This is a genomic window from Austwickia sp. (assembly GCA_016699675.1).
GTDB lineage: Bacteria > Actinomycetota > Actinomycetes > Actinomycetales > Dermatophilaceae > Austwickia.
This window is the reverse complement of sequence record CP064985.1, coordinates 1,310,015-1,326,226: the sequence shown is the minus strand read 5'-3', so window position 1 is coordinate 1,326,226 and position 16,212 is coordinate 1,310,015. Positions and strand designations below refer to the sequence as shown.

Annotated in this window: 15 protein-coding genes and 1 pseudogene; 6 read left to right on the top strand and 10 right to left on the bottom strand. The window is 70.8% G+C overall.

Annotated elements, in window-relative coordinates; genetic code table 11:
* Positions 1-12: 12 nt before the first annotated feature.
* The 4 genes from IPK37_06150 to IPK37_06135 form a co-directional block, all read right to left on the bottom strand.
* On the bottom strand, positions 13-741 hold the full coding sequence (locus tag IPK37_06150; GenBank protein ID QQS01958.1) for a DUF72 domain-containing protein: 729 nt from the start codon (positions 739-741) through the stop codon (positions 13-15).
* A gap of 21 nt (positions 742-762) precedes the next feature.
* Positions 763-1,959, bottom strand: a complete 1,197-nt coding sequence (locus IPK37_06145; protein ID QQS01957.1) for a glutathione-dependent formaldehyde dehydrogenase — start codon at positions 1,957-1,959, stop codon at positions 763-765.
* Positions 1,960-2,064: 105 nt separating this feature from the next.
* Entirely contained in the window at positions 2,065-3,801 is a 1,737-nt protein-coding gene (locus IPK37_06140) for a KUP/HAK/KT family potassium transporter (GenBank protein ID QQS01956.1), read from the bottom strand.
* A 69-nt stretch (positions 3,802-3,870) separates the two neighbouring features.
* Positions 3,871-5,538, bottom strand: coding sequence for an AMP-binding protein (locus IPK37_06135; GenBank protein QQS01955.1), 1,668 nt, complete (start codon positions 5,536-5,538; stop codon positions 3,871-3,873).
* Between the two features lie 96 nt (positions 5,539-5,634).
* Between IPK37_06135 and IPK37_06130 the strand changes: the two genes are divergently transcribed.
* Together IPK37_06130 and IPK37_06125 are read left to right on the top strand one after the other, a co-directional pair.
* Positions 5,635-6,270 carry an SGNH/GDSL hydrolase family protein gene (locus IPK37_06130; protein ID QQS01954.1) on the top strand — a complete coding sequence of 212 codons (636 nt, stop codon included), beginning with the start codon at positions 5,635-5,637 and terminating at the stop codon, positions 6,268-6,270.
* Positions 6,271-6,505: 235 nt separating this feature from the next.
* The gene (locus tag IPK37_06125; GenBank protein ID QQS02708.1) at positions 6,506-7,465 is read left to right on the top strand and encodes a TerC family protein; all 960 of its coding nucleotides are present in this window, start codon (positions 6,506-6,508) and stop codon (positions 7,463-7,465) included.
* Here IPK37_06125 and aroQ read toward each other — a convergent pair.
* Positions 7,437-7,892 carry a type II 3-dehydroquinate dehydratase gene (gene aroQ, locus IPK37_06120; protein ID QQS01953.1) on the bottom strand — a complete coding sequence of 152 codons (456 nt, stop codon included), beginning with the start codon at positions 7,890-7,892 and terminating at the stop codon, positions 7,437-7,439. The two genes, IPK37_06125 and aroQ, sit on opposite strands and share 29 nt — an antisense overlap.
* On the bottom strand, positions 7,889-8,710 hold the full coding sequence (locus tag IPK37_06115) for an IclR family transcriptional regulator (protein ID QQS01952.1): 822 nt from the start codon (positions 8,708-8,710) through the stop codon (positions 7,889-7,891). The genes aroQ and IPK37_06115 overlap by 4 nt, the downstream gene beginning before the upstream one ends.
* Positions 8,711-8,939: 229 nt before the next feature.
* On the opposite strand from IPK37_06115, the gene IPK37_06110 reads away from it, so the two are divergent.
* The 4 genes and pseudogenes from IPK37_06110 to gudD all read left to right on the top strand — a co-directional run bounded on the left by IPK37_06110 (position 8,940) and on the right by gudD (position 13,535).
* Positions 8,940-9,842: a dihydrodipicolinate synthase family protein gene (locus tag IPK37_06110; GenBank protein ID QQS01951.1), complete on the top strand. Its 903-nt coding sequence runs from the start codon at positions 8,940-8,942 to the stop codon at positions 9,840-9,842.
* Positions 9,843-9,944: 102 nt separating this feature from the next.
* A pseudogene (locus IPK37_06105) lies at positions 9,945-11,262 on the top strand (gluconate permease).
* 45 nt (positions 11,263-11,307) lie between these two features.
* Complete coding sequence (gene garR / locus IPK37_06100) at positions 11,308-12,195, top strand: 2-hydroxy-3-oxopropionate reductase (GenBank protein ID QQS01950.1); 888 nt, start codon at positions 11,308-11,310, stop codon at positions 12,193-12,195.
* The gene (gene gudD / locus IPK37_06095; protein QQS01949.1) at positions 12,192-13,535 is read left to right on the top strand and encodes a glucarate dehydratase; all 1,344 of its coding nucleotides are present in this window, start codon (positions 12,192-12,194) and stop codon (positions 13,533-13,535) included. The genes garR and gudD overlap by 4 nt, the downstream gene beginning before the upstream one ends.
* Here gudD and IPK37_06090 read toward each other — a convergent pair.
* The 4 genes from IPK37_06090 to IPK37_06075 all read right to left on the bottom strand — a co-directional run bounded on the left by IPK37_06090 (position 13,532) and on the right by IPK37_06075 (position 16,143).
* Positions 13,532-13,942: a type II toxin-antitoxin system VapC family toxin gene (locus IPK37_06090; protein QQS01948.1), complete on the bottom strand. Its 411-nt coding sequence runs from the start codon at positions 13,940-13,942 to the stop codon at positions 13,532-13,534. The two genes, gudD and IPK37_06090, sit on opposite strands and share 4 nt — an antisense overlap.
* Positions 13,935-14,156 carry an AbrB/MazE/SpoVT family DNA-binding domain-containing protein gene (locus IPK37_06085; GenBank protein QQS01947.1) on the bottom strand — a complete coding sequence of 74 codons (222 nt, stop codon included), beginning with the start codon at positions 14,154-14,156 and terminating at the stop codon, positions 13,935-13,937. Before IPK37_06085 ends, IPK37_06090 begins: the two co-directional genes overlap by 8 nt.
* 38 nt (positions 14,157-14,194) lie before the next feature.
* Positions 14,195-14,926, bottom strand: coding sequence for a FadR family transcriptional regulator (locus IPK37_06080; GenBank protein QQS01946.1), 732 nt, complete (start codon positions 14,924-14,926; stop codon positions 14,195-14,197).
* Positions 14,927-15,021: 95 nt separating this feature from the next.
* Entirely contained in the window at positions 15,022-16,143 is a 1,122-nt protein-coding gene (locus IPK37_06075) for a mandelate racemase/muconate lactonizing enzyme family protein (GenBank protein QQS01945.1), read from the bottom strand.
* Positions 16,144-16,212: the final 69 nt, after the last annotated feature.

The window sequence follows — 16,212 nt, the reverse complement described above, 5'->3', positions numbered from 1 at the left end:
CGGCGGTCGCCGCTAGCCGGCCAGCATGGCGCGCAGCGTCCAGGCGTTGCGGACCGCGTGGCCGCCGCCGTCGTTGTTGAAATAGGCGTAGACGTCCCGCCCCTGGCCGGACCATTCCCGGATCCGGTCGGCCCACCAGCCGAGGTCGGTGTCGCTGTAGCTCCCGCCGTACAGGTGCTCGTGATCGGGACCGTGCAGGCGCACGTACACGGTCGGTGCGGTCGCGCGCAGCACGCACGGCAGCTTGGCGCCGGACATCACGACGTACGCCGAGCGGCGGCGCTCCAACAGCTCGAACACCGGATCCGCCAGCCAGGAGTCGTGCCGGAACTCCACCGCGGTCGGACACCACGGCGGCAGCAGCGACAGGAAGTGGTCGAGGCGGTCGTCGTCGCGCGCCAGGCCCGGCGGCAGCTGCACGAGCAGCATCCCGCGGCGGTCGTCGAGCGCGACCCACCCCGCCAGGATGCGCTCGACCCACGCCTCGGGGGCCGCGAGCTTCCGGGCGTGGGTGAGTCCGCGGGGCGCCTTGACCGTCATGCGGAACCCGTCCGGGAGGCGCCGCCGCCAGGACGCGAAGGACGGTACGCCGGGCCAGCGGTAGTAGCTGGCGTTGAGTTCGACGGTGTCGAAGCTCTCGACGTACCGGGCCAGTCGGTCCCGCGGCGGCAGCCCCGGCGGGTAGAGCACCCCGGACCAATGGTCGTAACTCCAGCCGGAGGTCCCGACCCAGGTGGTCATGCGGCGCTGCGCCGGCGGCGCTCAGGCGCCGGGCTTGAGGACGACCTTGAGGCAGCCGTCCTGCTTCTTCTGGAAGGTGGCGTAGGCCTGGGGGGCCTGCTCCAGCGGCAGCCGATGCGTGGCGAGGTTCTCCAGGTCGAAGACGTCGTCGTCCCGGATGATCCCCAGCAGCTCGTCGGTCCAGCGGCGGACATTGGCCTGGCCCATGCGGACGGTGAGCTGCCGGTCGAACATGTCCATCATGGGCATCGGGTCGACCGCGCCGCCGTACACGCCGGACACCGACACGGTTCCGCCGCGGCGCGCGGCCAGGAGGGCCCCGTGCAGCGCGGCCATCCGGTCGATCCCGACGGTCTCAACGGCCTTGCGGGCCAACGGCCCCGGGAGGAACCCGGTGGCCGTGATCGCGACCTCGGCGGCCTTGTTCACCGGCCCGCCGTGCGCCTCCATCCCGACCGCCTCCACGACGCAGTCGGCGCCGCGGCCGTTCGTCATCTCGCGGATCGCCATCGCGGCGTCATCGACCGTGCGCAGGTCGACGGTCTCGACGCCGTGCGCCGACGCCGTGGCCAGCCGGTCGTCGACCAGGTCGACGCCGATGACGCGGGCGGCACCGAGGTGCCGGGCGCAGCGGGTGGCCAGCTGGCCGACCGGCCCGAGCCCGAACACCGCGACCGTGTCGCCCTCGTGGACGTCGGCGTACTTCACGCCCTGCCAGGCGGTCGGGAGGATGTCGGACAGGTAAAGGTAACGCTCGTCCGCCCCCTCGTGCGGCAGCTTGACCGGCCCGTACTGCGCCTGCGGCACCCGCACGTATTCGGCCTGGCCGCCCGGCACCGACCCGTACATCCGGGTGTAGCCGAACAGCGCCGCGCCCTTCTCCTGCGCGCGGACCTGGGTCGTCTCGCACTGGCTCTGCAGACCGCGGTCGCACATCCAGCAGTGCCCGCAGGAGATGTTGAACGGCACCACGACCCGGTCGCCGACAGCCAGGTCCCCGGTCTGGCCGCCGACCTCCTCGACGATGCCCATGAACTCGTGCCCCAGGATGTCGCCCTTGTCCAGGTACGGCCCAAGGACGTGATAAAGGTGCAGGTCAGAGCCGCAGATCGCGGTCGAGGTGACGCGCACGATCGCGTCGGTGGGCTCCTGGATCACCGGGTCGGGTACGTCGAGAACCGCGACCTTGTCGGTGCCTTGCCACGTCAATGCCTTCATCGGGAAACGCCTTTCGCGCGGGGGATGTGGGCCTCCTACCCGCCCCGCGCCGCTTTATGTCCAGTTTGCGCAATTCCCAACGCAGCAAACCGTCACAGCACCGCGCTAGATGAGCACCCGCGATCCGAGCACCACGGTGCGGGCCTCCGGGAGCCGGAAGTACGCCGTGGGGTCCGCCGCGTTGTGGGTGAGGCCCAGGAAGATCGCCTTGCGCCACCCGGCCATCCGGGAGTCGCCCCCGCGGTGCACGCTGATCCGGGACACGAAATAGAAGGCGTTCTCGGCGTCGATGTCGAGCCCACCCCGCTGCGCCGCGGCCAACGCGGCCGGGATGTCCTCGTCGTCGGAGAAGCCGAAGTGGACCGTGAGGTGGGTGATGTGGCCCTCGTGGTGGTCCATGGTCACCTGGTGCTCGAGCGGCACGTGCGGCACGTCCTCCGGGACGGTCGCGACGATGAAGATCCGCTCGTGCAGGATGTGGTTGACCAGCGCGTTCTCACGTAGCGCCAGGGGGGCGGTCTCGGTCGTGGGGTGCAGGAAGACCGCCGTACCCTCGACGTTCGTCAGGTGCTGTCGCTCGGCCCACTCGACGAACTCCGGCATCGGGCCCTCCAGCGCGAGCCGCTTGCGGGTGACGATGATCCGGCCCGCCTGCCAGGTGAACATGATCGTGCCGACGGCCGCGGCGATGACCAGCGGCAGCCAGCCGCCATGGAACAGCTTGGCCAGGTTCGCCAGGAAGTAGGTGCCCTCCAGCCAGGCCAGCGGGAGCGCCACGAGCAGCAGCTTCGTCCGGCTCCAGCCCCAGGCCGCGTCGGCGTACACGAGGAAGAGCACGGTGGTGAGGATGAACGTGCCGGTCACCGCGAGTCCGTATGCCGTAGCCAGCTTCTCCGAGGCGGGGAAGGCGAGCAGCAGCACCATGACCCCGACGTACAGGATCCAGTTGATCCCCGGCACGTAGATCTGGCCCTCGGTGCGCTCCGAGGTGTGCTTCACGGTCAGCCGCGGGAGATAGCCCAGCCGCTCGGCCTGGCGCGACACCGAGAACGCCCCCGAGATCACCGACTGCGAGGCGATGACCGTCGCCAGCGTGGCGAGGGCGACCAGTGGCAGCCGGAACCACTCGGGAGCAAGCAGGAAGAACGAGTTCTTGGCGGCGTCGGGGTGGTCGAGGATCAGGGCGCCCTGGCCCATGTAGTTGGCGAGCAGGGCCGGCATGACTAGGAAGAACCAGGCGCGCCGGATGGGCATGGCGCCGAAGTGCCCCATGTCGGCGTACAAGGCCTCGGCGCCGGTGATCGAGAGGACCACGGCACCCATGGCGATGAACGCGACGATGGGGTCGGCGACGACGAAGGCGATGGCGTACGTCGGGGAGACCGCCTTGAGGATCGCCGGGTCGTGGCCGACGTTGACGACACCGAGTACGGCGAGCGTGGTGAACCACACGACCATGACCGGGCCGAACAGGATGCCGACCCGCGAGGTGCCGTACCGCTGGCCGAGGAAGAGCACCGTGATGACCAGCATGGCCAGGGGCACCTCGTAGTGCGCCAGCCCCGGCGCGGGCACCGACAGGCCCTCGACGGCGGAGAGCACCGATACGGCCGGGGTGATGACGCTGTCGCCGTAGAACAGGCAGGCGCCGAGCACCCCGAGGATCATCACGAGTTTGAAGCGTCGTCCGCCGGGGCGTGAGTGCCGCCGGGCCAGCGCGGCCAGGGCGAGAATCCCGCCCTCGCCCGGACGCCGACGCCGGCAGTGGCGTTCGTCTCGTGCCGCCTGCCGCCTGCCGGCTGGAGCACGACGCGACGACCCGTGGGGTGACCCTCCCGCCATCCGTTCCGCACCGACTCCGGACCCGCGCCTAAACGATGACGGCGCGGGTCCAGGGGCGGCGGTGTTCTGCTACCTGTTGAGCGCCGGGACGCAGCCGCGCAGGGCGGCCCGGTCCAGCGAGCCGTCCGCGAGCCGGGGCAGGGCCTCGACGAAGGTCACCGAGCGCAGGAACTTGTACTTCGCCACCCGCGCCGTGACGTGCTTGATCATCTCGATCGGCGTGGCCGTGGCGCCGGGGGCGAGCTGGATCACGGCGTACGGCGCTTCGTCCCCCGACCCGTCCCGCAGGTCCACCCCGAAGACGCCCGCGTCGACGACGGCCGGGTGGGTGCGTAGCACCGCCTCCAGCTCGGCGGGCGGCACCTGGAAGCCCTTGGCCTTGATGAGCTCCTTGCACCGGCCCACGGTCCAGGTGACCCCGTCGGCGGTGATCTCGACGAGGTCGCCGGTGCGCAGCCAGCCGTCCGCGTCGATGATCTGCGCCGTCGCCTCGGGGTCGTCGAGATAGCCCCGCATCACGTTCGGCCCGCGGACCAGCATCTCGCCGGGCCCGCTGCGCCCCTGCGCGGGCACGTCGATGTCGACCCGGGTGATCGGGTCGACGACGCGCATCTCCACGTTGGGGATCGGCATGCCGATGGCCGACGGCGGGATGTCGGGGCGGCTGAACGGGGTCACGTGGGTGCACGGCGACAGCTCGGTCATGCCGTAGCCCTGCGCCACCATGCACCCCAGCCGCTGCGCCACCGCGTTGCCGACCTCGTCGGTCAGCGGGGCCGCGCCGGAGATCACGAACTGCAGGCTGGAGGTGTCGAAGCTCTCGATCCCCGGCGCCCCGGCCAGCAGCTTCGCCACCAGCGGCACGATCGTCACCATCGTGGCGCGGTAGGTCGCGATCGCCCGCAGCATGGCCTCCAGGTCGAACTGCGGCATCGTCACCAGCGCGAACCGGTTCGCCAGCGCGCAGTTCATCGTCACGGTGAGCGCGTAGACGTGGCTGAACGGCAGGAACGTCAGGAAGACGTGGTCGACCGGGTTCTGGGTCAGGATCGGCGTGAGCTGCGCGAGGTTGGCGACGAGGTTGCGGTGCGTCAGCGCGACGGGCTTCATGAGGCCGCCGATGCCCGAGGACAGCGGGATGCAGGCGACGTGGGTGGCCGGGTCGATCTGCAGCTGCGGCGGGGCGTCGGGGCAGTCCAGGAGCACGCCGTACGACGTGTGCCCGGCCGCCACGGCCGCGTCGTGGGCGGCGCTGACCTCGGCGGGGTGCCCGACCGTGGCGGCCTCGCTGCCGCCGCCGACGACGATCACGCGATCAGGTGACCAGCCGAGCTGGGCCGCGGCGCCGGCCACCGCCGGCAGCGTCAGGGGGTGGGCGATCGCGTACTTGGCCCGCGCGGCCGTCAGCTGGTGGGCGATCTCGCCGACCGTGTATTGCACGTTCATCGGCGACGCCGCCGCGCCGGACCGCAGGGTCCCGTGGAAGGCGGTCACATAGTCGACGGACGTCGGCAGGCCGAGCGCGACCGAGTCGCCGGGGCCCACGCCGTGCGCAGCAAGCCAGCCGGCGACAGCGTCGACCTGGGCGCGCAGCATGCCGTACGTCGGGCCGGCCCCGGTCGCGGCATCGCGGACCGCCACCCGGTCGAGGTCAGCGGCGTCGAGCCCGCCGAAGATGACGTCGTACAGGCTCGCGTCCGGGATCTCGACGTCAGGCAGGGGGCCGCGGATCGGCATGGCGCGTCCTTCGCTGTGGGGGGTGGCCGCGTCTGCGGGCCGTGTCGAACCTACTCCGATGCGGCCTCGACCCGGCGCGATCGGTACGGTGCGGCCATGACTCCCGCCGAAGAGCTTGGCCAGTTCCTGCTCCAGGGCAGCGTGCGGTGGCTGCTCGCCGGGGACTCGATCACCTCCGGATGGGGGCTGCGCGACCCGGGGCAGGGCTACGCGGGGCTCTTCGCCGCCCACCTCGCGCACGAGGCCGGCCCGGTGCGCGCCGGCGACGCGGTGGACAACAGCGGGGTCGCCGGCGCCACGGTGGGGGAGACGCTCTGGGAGTTCGACGAGCGGCTCCTGACGTACGACGCCCAGATCGTCTCGGTGTTCCTCGGCATGAACGACGCGGGCTGGGGGGCCTCGGGGCTGGAACGCTTCGCCGACGGGATGGCCGAGCTGGTCGACCAGGTCCAGGCGCTGGGGTCTCGGGTGGTGCTGCACACGCCGTACCTCGTCGGCGCCGGCGACGACGGCAGCCACGACGCGCTCCCGGCATATTGCGACGTCATCCGCGAGCTCGCCGCCCGCGAGCGGCTGCCGCTCGTGGACCACGCCGCGCACTGGGCGACGCTGGACCGGACCGCGATCGCCGGCTGGTACCTCGACCCCTGGCACCTGCGCGAACGCGGCCACGCCGAGCTGGCCCGGACGATGATCGACACGCTGTTGCCGGGGGAGCCCGGACCGAACTGATATCACCGATGAGGGGATCCGCCGAGCCCGCGCCCCCGAATTTGCCACCAAATGCTTAGGGCGGCTAACCTTTGACCCGAGGGGAGTACTTCTCAAGCCTCATCCGGTCACTACGGCGCCCCCAGCGGCGCTCCGGGTGAGCGCCGCAGCCCGAGGCGTTAGCCGGACGGGACCGCGCGCGAAGGAGACCTCAGGCACCTGACCTGAGGAGACCCCCATGACCATCGCCACCCCCATGCTGTGGCTACTCACCATCGCCGGCGTGCTGGCGCTCTTCGCTCTCGACTTCGTCATCACGCGCAAGCCGCACGACGTCTCGATGCGGGAGGCGGTGGGCTGGTCGGCGTTCTACGTGGCCCTGCCGCTGGCCTTCGGCGCGTGGATCTGGCGCAGCTACGGCTCGGAGACCGGCCTGGAGTTCTACGCCGGATACCTGGTGGAGAAGTCGCTGTCGGTCGACAACCTCTTCATCTTCATGCTGCTGCTCGGGGCGTTCGCGGTGCCGCGGGCGCTGCAGCAGCGGGTGCTGCTCATCGGCGTGGCCGGCGCCCTGATCCTGCGGGCCATCTTCATCGTGCTGGGCGCCCAGCTCATCGCGCACTTCTCCTGGGCGTTCCTGCTGTTCGGGGCCATCCTGCTGGTCACGGCGGTGAAGGTGCTCCGGGACGCGATGGGCCCGGCCGATCACCAGGTCGACGTCTCCGCGCTACGCAGCGTCCGGCTGCTGCGCCGGTTCTATCCGGTGACCGAGGACTACCACGGGCCGCGGCTGTCCATCGCCCGCGGCGGGCGTCGCGCCCTCACCCCGATGGCCCTGGTCATCATCGCCATCCTGGGCACCGACGTGGTCTTCGCGATCGACTCGATCCCCGCGGTCTACGGCATCACCGGCGACCCCTACCTGGTCTTCGTCACCAACGCGTTCGCGCTGCTCGGCCTGCGAGCCCTGTACTTCGTCCTGGAGGGGGCGCTGAAGCACCTCGCGCACCTGGGCTACGGGCTTGCGGCGATCCTGGCCTTCATCGGGGTCAAGCTGGTCCTGCACTGGGCGGGCGGGGTCTGGGACGGGCTGCCGCACATCCCGACGCTCGCGTCGCTGGGGGTGATCGTCGCGATCCTCGCGGTGACGGTGGCGACCAGCCTGTACGACGGGCGCCGCGAGGCGGTCATGCCAGAAGCGTCTCGGGTCCCGTGAGGGCGGCGATCCGCTCGACGGCGAACGCATAGCCCTGGATCCCGCAGCCGACGATGACGCCGGCGGCGATGGCGGACAGATAGGAGTGCTGGCGGAACTCCTCCCGGGCGTGCACGTTGCTGATGTGCACCTCGATCAGCGGTCCCTCGATCGTGGCGAGCGCGTCCCGCAGCCCGATGGATGTGTGCGTGAGCGCGCCGGCATTGACGACGAAACCTGCTGCGTCCGAACGCATCTCGTGCACCGCGTCGATGAGCACGCCCTCATGGTTGCTCTGCACGCAGCGCACGTCCAGGCCGTGGGCCGCGGCAGTACGCCGGACGAGGTCCTCGACGTCCGCAAGCGTGTCGGAGCCGTAGATCAGCGGCTGGCGCTGCCCGAGCAGGTTGAGGTTGGGCCCGTTGAGCACGGCGACGTACGGGGTCATCTCCACTCCTCGCGCTGATTGCGGATCACGTCCATTGTCGGGTCCAGCGGCGGGGCGATGAGCGGGGCGCTCTGCTCGATGCGCAGCCGCGCCGCGCTCATCGCCGCCAGCACGGTCCGCTCCAGCTCGGGGGTGAGCCGCGACAGGGGCACCGAGCAGGAGATCGCGTCCCGCACCGGCTCGGTGTAGTGCAGCGCCATGCCGTAGCACTGCAGGCCGATCGTGTTCTCCTCGTGGTCCACCGCGTAACCCCGCCCCCGCGCCCCGGCGAGGTCGTCGGCGAGGTCGTCGTGGTTGGTGATGGTGTGCGGGGTCACGGCGCCGAGCCGCGGCGGCAGGACGAGGTCGGCGCGCTCGGCGAGGATCGCCTTGCCCAGGCCGGTGGCCCACGCGGGCATCCGGCGGCCGACGCGGTTGAGCACCCGCACCTCCTGGTGGGACTCCTGCGTCGCGAGGTAGACGACCTGGTCGCCGTCGATGCGGCCCAGGTGGATCGTCTCGTTGAGGGTGGCGGACAGGTCCGCCAGCACCGGACGAACGAGGCGCACGTGCGGGTCGGCGTCGATGTAGGACGTGCCCGCGATCAGGGCCCGGATGCCGAGGCTGTAGAGATTGCCGGCCTCGTCCGATTGCACCCAACCGCAGCCGATGAGCGTCTTGAGCAGGGCGTACGTGCTGCTGCGCGGCGCCCCCACCGCGTCGGCGACCTCCTTGAGCCGCGCCGGGGCGGCCTGCCGCAACGCGAGGTACTCCAGCAGCGCGATCGTCCGGCTCGCGGACTTCACGTCGCGGACGCCCCCGATCTCGGTCTCGGACATGGGGTCTCCTTCGTGGGCCGGGGCGCTGAGCGGGAGGTCAGCGGCACCTTCCGGCGCTGATCGCCCGTCGCCAGCCTAGCGCTCCATCCTGACACTGCGTCCTCCCTAAAGAAACTACGCCACAGCTCTAGACAGCGTTCACATACGTAGACATACTGGTGCGCACATGGACAACAGGTCGGCCAGTCAGCCGACTGGCCGCGTCAACGATGACCGCCCGGAGACCCTCATGACCGACCCCAGCGCCCCCTTCCAGGCCCGCGGCGCCATCCCCGCACTCGTCACCCCCCTGACGGAGGACGGCGAGCTCATGGAGCAGGGCCTGCGCGACGTGCTCGACTACACGATCGCCGGCGGCGTCCACGGCGTCTTCGTCCTCGGCAGCTCCGGGGAGATCTTCGGACTGACCGACGCCCAGAAGCGGCGCGTGGTCGAGATCACCGTCGAGCACGTGGCGGGTCGAGTCCCCGTCTACTGCGGCGCCTCGGAGATCACCACCCGCGACTGCGTCAAGACCGTGCGCATGGTGGCGGAGGTCGGCGGCGTCGCCGCGCTCAGCGTGCTCACGCCGTACTTCCTCGTGCCCACCCAGTCCGAGCTGATCACCCACTTCACGACCATCGCCGGCGAGACCGACCTGCCCGTCCTGCTCTACAACAACCCGGGCAAGACCCTCGTCCCGATCACGCTGCCCGCGGCCGTCCGGCTGGCCGATTTGCCCAACATCGTGGGCATCAAGGACTCCTCGGGGAACCTGTCCGTCACGGCCGACTACCTCCGCGAGACCCCGGACGACTTCTCAGTGCTGGTGGGCAAGGACACCCTCATCTACGCCGGGCTGGCGATGGGCGCGCACGGGGCGATCGCCTCCACCGCGAACGTCGCCCCGGCGCTGGTCGCGGGGATCTACGACGCGTACGTCGCGGGCGAACTGCCCCGCGCGCTTGAGCTGCAGCACCGCCTCACCCCGTTCCGCTATCTCGTCGACCGGGCCACCTTCCCGGTCGTCCTCAAGGAGGGCCTGCGCGCGGCCGGTGTGGACGCGGGCTACTGCCTCGCCCCCGCCCGCGAGATCTCCGACGAGCTGCGCGCCGACCTGGCCCGCGTCGTCGCCGACATCACGTCGCTCTGACCCTTCGTTCCGCCGGCATCGGCCGCCCCGCCGGCCCCGACCGGCCCGCCCGCATCGACACCCACCCGTAGCGCCAACCACCCGAGAAACAGGTATTCCGCCATGTCACTCGTCGTCGTCGCCGTCGCCGTCGCCGTGTTGCTCTTCCTCATGACGAAGCTGAAACTGAACGGCTTCATCGCCCTGCTGCTCGTCTCCCTCGGGGTCGGGCTCGTCATGGGCATTCCCGTCGCCAAGATCCCCGGCATCATCGAGACCGGCCTCGGGGGTCAGCTCAAGTCCACCGCCCTGGTCATCGGCCTGGGCGCCATGATCGGCCGAGTCCTGGGGGACTGCGGCGCCGCCCAGCGGATCGCGATGCGCATCGTGCAGGCGTTCGGGCCCAAGGGCGTCCAGTGGGCCATGATCGTCACCGCGATCCTCGTCGGCATCACGATGTTCTACGAGGTCGCCTTCGTCATCGTCGTCCCGATCGCGTTCACGCTCGTCCGCGCCACGAAGTCCAACCTGCTCTGGGTCGGCCTGCCGATGTCGATCACGATGTCGACGATGCACAGCTTCCTGCCGCCGCACCCCGGCCCGACCGCGGTGGCCGGCACCTACCACGCCTCCGTCGGCCTGACGCTCGCCTACGGGCTCATCATCGCCATCCCGATCGGTGCGTTCATCGCGATGGTCTGGCCCCGCCTGCCGTTCATCCGCCGCATGAACCCGGCCATCCCGGAGGGCCTGGTCAGCGAGAAGCTCTTCGACGAGGACGAGATGCCCGGCTTCGGTCTCCCTGGCCGTCGCGCTCGTGCCGGTCATCCTCATCGCGGGCGCGGCGATCATCGAGCTCGCGCTGCCTAAGGGTCCGTTCGTGGACTGGGTGACGTTCATCGGCAGCCCCACCGTGGCGCTGCTGCTCGGGCTGCTCGTGGCGATGTATGTCTTCGGGCCGCGGATCGGGCGTTCGTTGACCGACGTGGCCGCCTCGTGCGCCGGCGCGGCCAAGTCGATGGCCATGATCCTGCTGGTCATCGGCGCGGGTGGCGCGTTCAAGGAGATCCTCACCGCCGCCGGGATCGCCAAGCAGATCGCGGACACCACCAGCGGCTGGAACGTCTCGCCGATCATCCTCGCCTGGATCATCGCGGTGATCCTGCGGATCGCGCTCGGCTCGGCGACCGTCGCGGTCGTCACGGCCGCTGGCGTCGCCGCCCCGATGGTCGCGTCGTCCGGGGTCTCCCCGGAGGTCATGGTGCTCGCCACCGCCTGTGGCTCGATCGCCTTCAGCCACGTCAACGACCCGGGCTTCTGGATGTTCAAGGAGTACTTCAACCTCTCGGTGATGGACGCCATCAAGTCCCGCACCAGCTACACCACCACGCTGGCCGTCCTCGGCCTCGGCGGCTGCCTCCTGCTCAACACCTTCGTCTGAGCGGTCGCACGCGCCCGCCCCACCCGACGTACGAAAGGAAATCCCGTGAAGATCGGATTCATCGGCCTGGGCATCATGGGCAAGCCCATGGCAGCCAACCTGGCCAAGGCCGGCCACGAGCTGCTCACCCTGGACCGCAACGCGGACGCCGCCGCCGAGATCGGCGCGCAGACCCGCGCCACCGCCGCTGCCATCGCCGCCGAGGCGGACGTGGTGATCGCCATGGTGCCGGACTCTCCGCAGGTCAAGGACGTCGCCCTCGGCGAGGGTGGCCTGCTGGAGGGCGCCCGCGAGGGCCTGGTGTTCATCGACATGAGCTCCATCAACCCGATGGCCAGCCGCGAGATCGAGCAAGCACTCGCCGCCAAGGGGGTGCGGATGCTCGACGCGCCGGTCAGCGGCGGCGAGCCGAAGGCCATCGAGGGCACCCTGGCCGTGATGGTCGGCGGCGAGCGCGAGCTGTACGACGCGATGAAGCCGGTCCTGGAGCCGATGGCGAGCTCGGTGACATACGTCGGGCCGATCGGCGCCGGCAACATCGCCAAGGTCGCCAACCAGGTCGTCGTCGCGCTCAACATCGCCGCCGTCGCCGAGGCCTTCACGCTGGCGGCCAAGGCCGGCGTGGACCCGGCCATGGTGTTCGAGGCGATCCGCGGCGGCCTGGCCGGGTCGACCGTGCTCGACGCCAAGGGCCCGATGATGCTGGCCGGCGACGTCAAGCCCGGCTTCCGCATCGAGCTGCACATGAAGGACCTCAAGAACGCCCTCGAGACGGCGCACGAGGTTGCCGTACCCCTCCCGCTCACCGCCGCCGTGCGGGAGATGATGACCGCCCTCGCGGTCGATGATCTGGCCGCCGCGGACCACTCCGCGCTGGTGCGGTACTACGAGAAGCTGTCCGGCACCACCGTCGCAGGAGGAGAGTCCCGATGAGCGCACCCACCGTCGCCACGCTGGAGGTCTACCCGGTCGCCGGGCGCGACTGCATGGAGCTCAACCTGTCCGGCGCCCACGGTCCCTACTTCACCCGCAACATCGTGGTCCTCACCGACTCCACCGGCGCGGTCGGCGTCGGCGAGGTGCCGGGCGGCGAGAAGATCACGCAGACCATCCGCGACGCCGCGGCGATCGTCGTCGGGGCCAACATCGCGGACTACCGCAACATCCTGCGCCGCGTGGGCGCGGCGTTCGCCGACCGCGACTCCGGCGGCCGCGGCCTGCAGACCTTCGACCTGCGCACTACGGTGCACGCGGTCACCGCGATCGAGGCGGCGCTGCTGGACCTGTTCGGCAAGTACGTCGACCTGCCGGTCGCCGCTTTGCTCGGGGACGGCAAGCAGCGCGACTCGGTGCGGGCGCTCGGCTACCTGTTCTACGTCGGCGATCCGGACAAGACCGACCTGGAGTACGTGCGGGAGCCGGACTCCGACGTCGACTGGTACCGGCTGCGTCACGAGGAGGCGCTCACCCCCGAGGCGATCGTGGCGCTGGCGGAGGCGACGTATGAGCGGTACGGCTTCGAGGACTTCAAGCTCAAGGGCGGCGTGCTGGCCGGCGCGGAGGAGATGGAGGCCATCGTCGCGCTGAAGAACCGCTTCCCCGACGCGCGAATCACCCTGGACCCCAACGGGGCCTGGTCGCTGCGCGAGGCGATCGAGCTGTGCCGGGACAAGGTGGGCGTGCTCGCCTACGCCGAGGACCCGTGCGGCCCCGAGGGCGGCTTCTCCGGCCGCGAGGTGCTCGCCGAGTTCCGGCGCGCGACCGGCCTGCCCACCGCGACGAACATGGTGGCCACCGACTGGCGGCAGATGACGCACTCCCTGGCGCTGCAGTCGGTCTCGATCCCGCTGGCCGACCCGCACTTCTGGACCATGCAGGGCTCGGTCCGCGTCGCCCAGCTGTGCCACGAGATGGGCCAGACCTGGGGTTGCCACTCCAACAACCACTTCGACATCTCGCTGGCGATGGTCGCGCACTGCGGCGCGGCGGCGCCGGGCGAGTACAACGCCCTCGACACCCACTGGATCTGGCAGGAGGGGCTGGAGCAGCTCACCGTCGCCCCGCCGCAGATCGTCGGCGGCGAGATCGCGGTGACCGACGCCCCCGGCCTCGGCATCGAGATCGACATGGATCGGGTGCACGCCGCGCACGAGCTCTACCAGTCGAAGGTCGCCGGGTCCGGCGCGCGCGACGACGCGGTCGGGATGCAGTTCCTCGTGCCGGGCTGGACCTTCGACCCCAAGCGGCCCTGCCTGACCTGCCCCCCGGCTTAGGAGGGCGCGACCAACCGCAGGCGGGGGAAGGCGGTGCGATACCGGCGGGCGTCGCGAGTGAGCAGCGCATAGCCTCGAACGGCGGCGTGGGCACCGATGAAGAAGTCGGGGAGCGTCGCCGTTCGGGTGCCTCCTCGTCGGCGGTAAGCGGCGTGCGCCTTGGCCGCCAGGAACGCCGCCTCCCACGGCAGGCTCTCCCGAGCGAAGACCTCCGCGGGCAGGACCTGCTCGAGTTCCTCGACGCGGGAGAACCGCACGGACACCTCCGCGTAGACCACCTGATTGATGGCCACCGGTCCGCGATCGACGGCGTCGCTGAGTGCCGACCCCGACCAGGCCGCCCACCGCTCGTCGTCCGTCAACACATCCAGCAGGACGTTGGCGTCCACGAGCGTGGTCTCAGGCATCGCGGGTGAGCGCCATGATCTCGTCCGTGCTCATGGCGACGTCGCCCCGGCCGCGCATCGCGGCCACGACCGTCCTGCCGCGGGTTGAGCCGACCTTGCGCAGCATCGCGCCGCCATCGTGCACCTCGAAGCTCACGGTGGAGCCCGGACCGATGCCGAGCTCGTCGCGGACCTGTTTGGGGATGGTGACCTGCCCCTTCTCACCTACCAGCATGGTAGGAATCCTACCTGCACGATTCCTACCTGGCGAGGTCACGCTCGGCGCAGGCGGGCTCGGGACGCGGCGAGGTGCAGGCGCATCGCGGCCGCGGCGGTCGCGGGATCCTGGGCCTCGATCGCGCGCAGCACCGTAGCGTGCTCGCCGAGGACGACGGCGAAGTGCGGGGCGTCGGTGATGTCCGAGCCGTCGTCGAGGTGGGCCCGGTGCAGCAGGATCATGGCCGGGCCGAGGGCGGTGAGCAGCGCCACGACGTACCGGTTGCCGCTCGCCTGCGCGATCGCGAGATGGAAGGCGAAGTCCGCCTCGACGGTGCCGCCGGGGGACTGGGCGGTGCGCGCCAAGGCGTCGTACGCGCGGGTGAGCGCGGCGAGCTGATGGGCCGTACGTCGGGTGGCGGCCAGCGCCGCCGCCTCGGACTCGACGCCGATCCGCAACTCGATGAGGTCCACGACGTCGGCGTGGGTGCGCGGCACCGGGAACGGGGCGGCTCCGGTCGCCGTGGCGGTCGGCACGTCGAGGACGAACGAACCCCGGCCCTGCTGGGAGTCGACCAGCCCGGCGGCGCGCAGCCGGGCGATGGCCTCGCGGACCACGGTGCGCGACACGCCGTAGGTCTCGGTGAGCGCGGCCTCGGTCGGCAGCTGGTCGCCGGGGCGCAGCCGGCCGTCGAGGATCTGCGCCTTGAGCTGCTCGACGAGGGCGTGCGTGAGGCCCCGCGGGTCGTCGCGGTCGAGGGGCGATGCGGCCGCCGGTAGCGAGCTCATTGCCTCATTCTCGACCACGCGGGACCCGCGGGGCCTCCCCCGGATCGCGCGCAGGGCTGGCTCCTCAGGGGTGCGCGCGGCGCCGTATCCGGGGGTCAGGGGGTGCCGAACGTCACGCTCTCGCGCGTCCACGCCCGGCACTGGTCCGTGAGGGTGATGCCGAGGCCCGGCCGGTCGGGGATGAACATCCGACCCTCGCGAACCTCCAACTCCTCGTTGAACAGCGGCGCCAGCCAGTCGAAGTGCTCCACCCAGGGCTCGCGCGGGTAGGTCGCGGCGAGGTGCACGTGGATCTCCATGGCGAAGTGCGGGGCCAGCTGCAGGCCCGCCTGGTCGGCCAGCGTGGCGAGCCGCAGGAACTGGGTGATCCCGCCGACCCGGGGCGCGTCCGGCTGAATGATGTCGCAGGCCCGGCCCTCGATGAGGCGGACGTGTTCGGCGACGCTGGCCAGCATCTCGCCGGTGGCGATCGGGGTGTCCAGCGCGTCGGCCAGCTGGCGATGCCCCTCCACGTCGTACGCGTCCAGCGGCTCCTCGATCCAGACCAGGTCGAACTCCTCCAGCCGCCGGCCCATCCGCATCGCGGTCGGCCGGTCCCACTGCTGGTTGGCGTCGACCATGAACGGCCGGTCGCCGACGATCTCGCGGACCGCACGGACGCGCTCCATGTCCACGCGGGAATCCGGGTGGCCGACCTTGATCTTGATGCCGCCGCCGCCGGCCTCCAGGAAGGCGGCCGCGTTCTCCTTGAGCTGCTGCAGCGGGGTGTTGAGGAAGCCGCCGGAGGTGTTATAGGTGCGCACCGAATCCCGGTGCGCACCAATCAGCTTCGCGAGCGGAAGGCCCGCGCGCTTGGCCTTGAGATCCCACAGGCAGACGTCGATCGCGGCGAGCGCCTGGGTCGCCACGCCGCTGCGGCCGACCGAGGCGCCGGCCCACAGGAGGCGGTCGTAGAGCCGCGGGATGTCGCTGGGGTCCTCCCCGACGAGGAGCTCGGCGACCTCCTTGGCGTGCGCGTACTGGGCCGGGCCGCCGGCCCGCTTGCTGTAGGAGAATCCGACGCCCTGCAGACCGTCGGTCGTGGCGATTTCGGCGAAGAGGAAGACGACCTCGGTCATCGGCTTCTGCCGGCCGGTGAAGACCTTGGCGTCGCTGATCTCGGTCTTCAGGGGGAGCACGACCGAGGAGAGGGTCACGGAGGAGATGGAGTCCGGCATGGGGGCCGCCTTTGGCTAGTCATCGGACAACCCGATGACTTGTATGATAACTAGCGGTGGTCGTCATGA

Bases quoted from the DNA above. Each gene is read 5' to 3' on its own strand.
- IPK37_06130 (QQS01954.1), top strand. From the start codon at position 5,635: ATGACTCCCGCCGAAGAGCTTGGCCAGTTCCTGCTCCAGGGCAGCGTG.
- IPK37_06075 (QQS01945.1), bottom strand. From the start codon at position 16,143: ATGCCGGACTCCATCTCCTCCGTGACCCTCTCCTCGGTCGTGCTCCCC.
- IPK37_06140 (QQS01956.1), bottom strand. From the start codon at position 3,801: ATGGCGGGAGGGTCACCCCACGGGTCGTCGCGTCGTGCTCCAGCCGGC.
- IPK37_06085 (QQS01947.1), bottom strand. From the start codon at position 14,156: ATGCTGGTAGGTGAGAAGGGGCAGGTCACCATCCCCAAACAGGTCCGC.
- IPK37_06145 (QQS01957.1), bottom strand. From the start codon at position 1,959: ATGAAGGCATTGACGTGGCAAGGCACCGACAAGGTCGCGGTTCTCGAC.
- gudD (QQS01949.1), top strand. From the start codon at position 12,192: ATGAGCGCACCCACCGTCGCCACGCTGGAGGTCTACCCGGTCGCCGGG.
- IPK37_06115 (QQS01952.1), bottom strand. From the start codon at position 8,710: ATGTCCGAGACCGAGATCGGGGGCGTCCGCGACGTGAAGTCCGCGAGC.
- IPK37_06110 (QQS01951.1), top strand. From the start codon at position 8,940: ATGACCGACCCCAGCGCCCCCTTCCAGGCCCGCGGCGCCATCCCCGCA.
- IPK37_06080 (QQS01946.1), bottom strand. From the start codon at position 14,926: ATGAGCTCGCTACCGGCGGCCGCATCGCCCCTCGACCGCGACGACCCG.
- IPK37_06090 (QQS01948.1), bottom strand. From the start codon at position 13,942: ATGCCTGAGACCACGCTCGTGGACGCCAACGTCCTGCTGGATGTGTTG.
- IPK37_06150 (QQS01958.1), bottom strand. From the start codon at position 741: ATGACCACCTGGGTCGGGACCTCCGGCTGGAGTTACGACCATTGGTCC.
- IPK37_06125 (QQS02708.1), top strand. From the start codon at position 6,506: ATGCTGTGGCTACTCACCATCGCCGGCGTGCTGGCGCTCTTCGCTCTC.
- IPK37_06135 (QQS01955.1), bottom strand. From the start codon at position 5,538: ATGCCGATCCGCGGCCCCCTGCCTGACGTCGAGATCCCGGACGCGAGC.
- aroQ (QQS01953.1), bottom strand. From the start codon at position 7,892: ATGACCCCGTACGTCGCCGTGCTCAACGGGCCCAACCTCAACCTGCTC.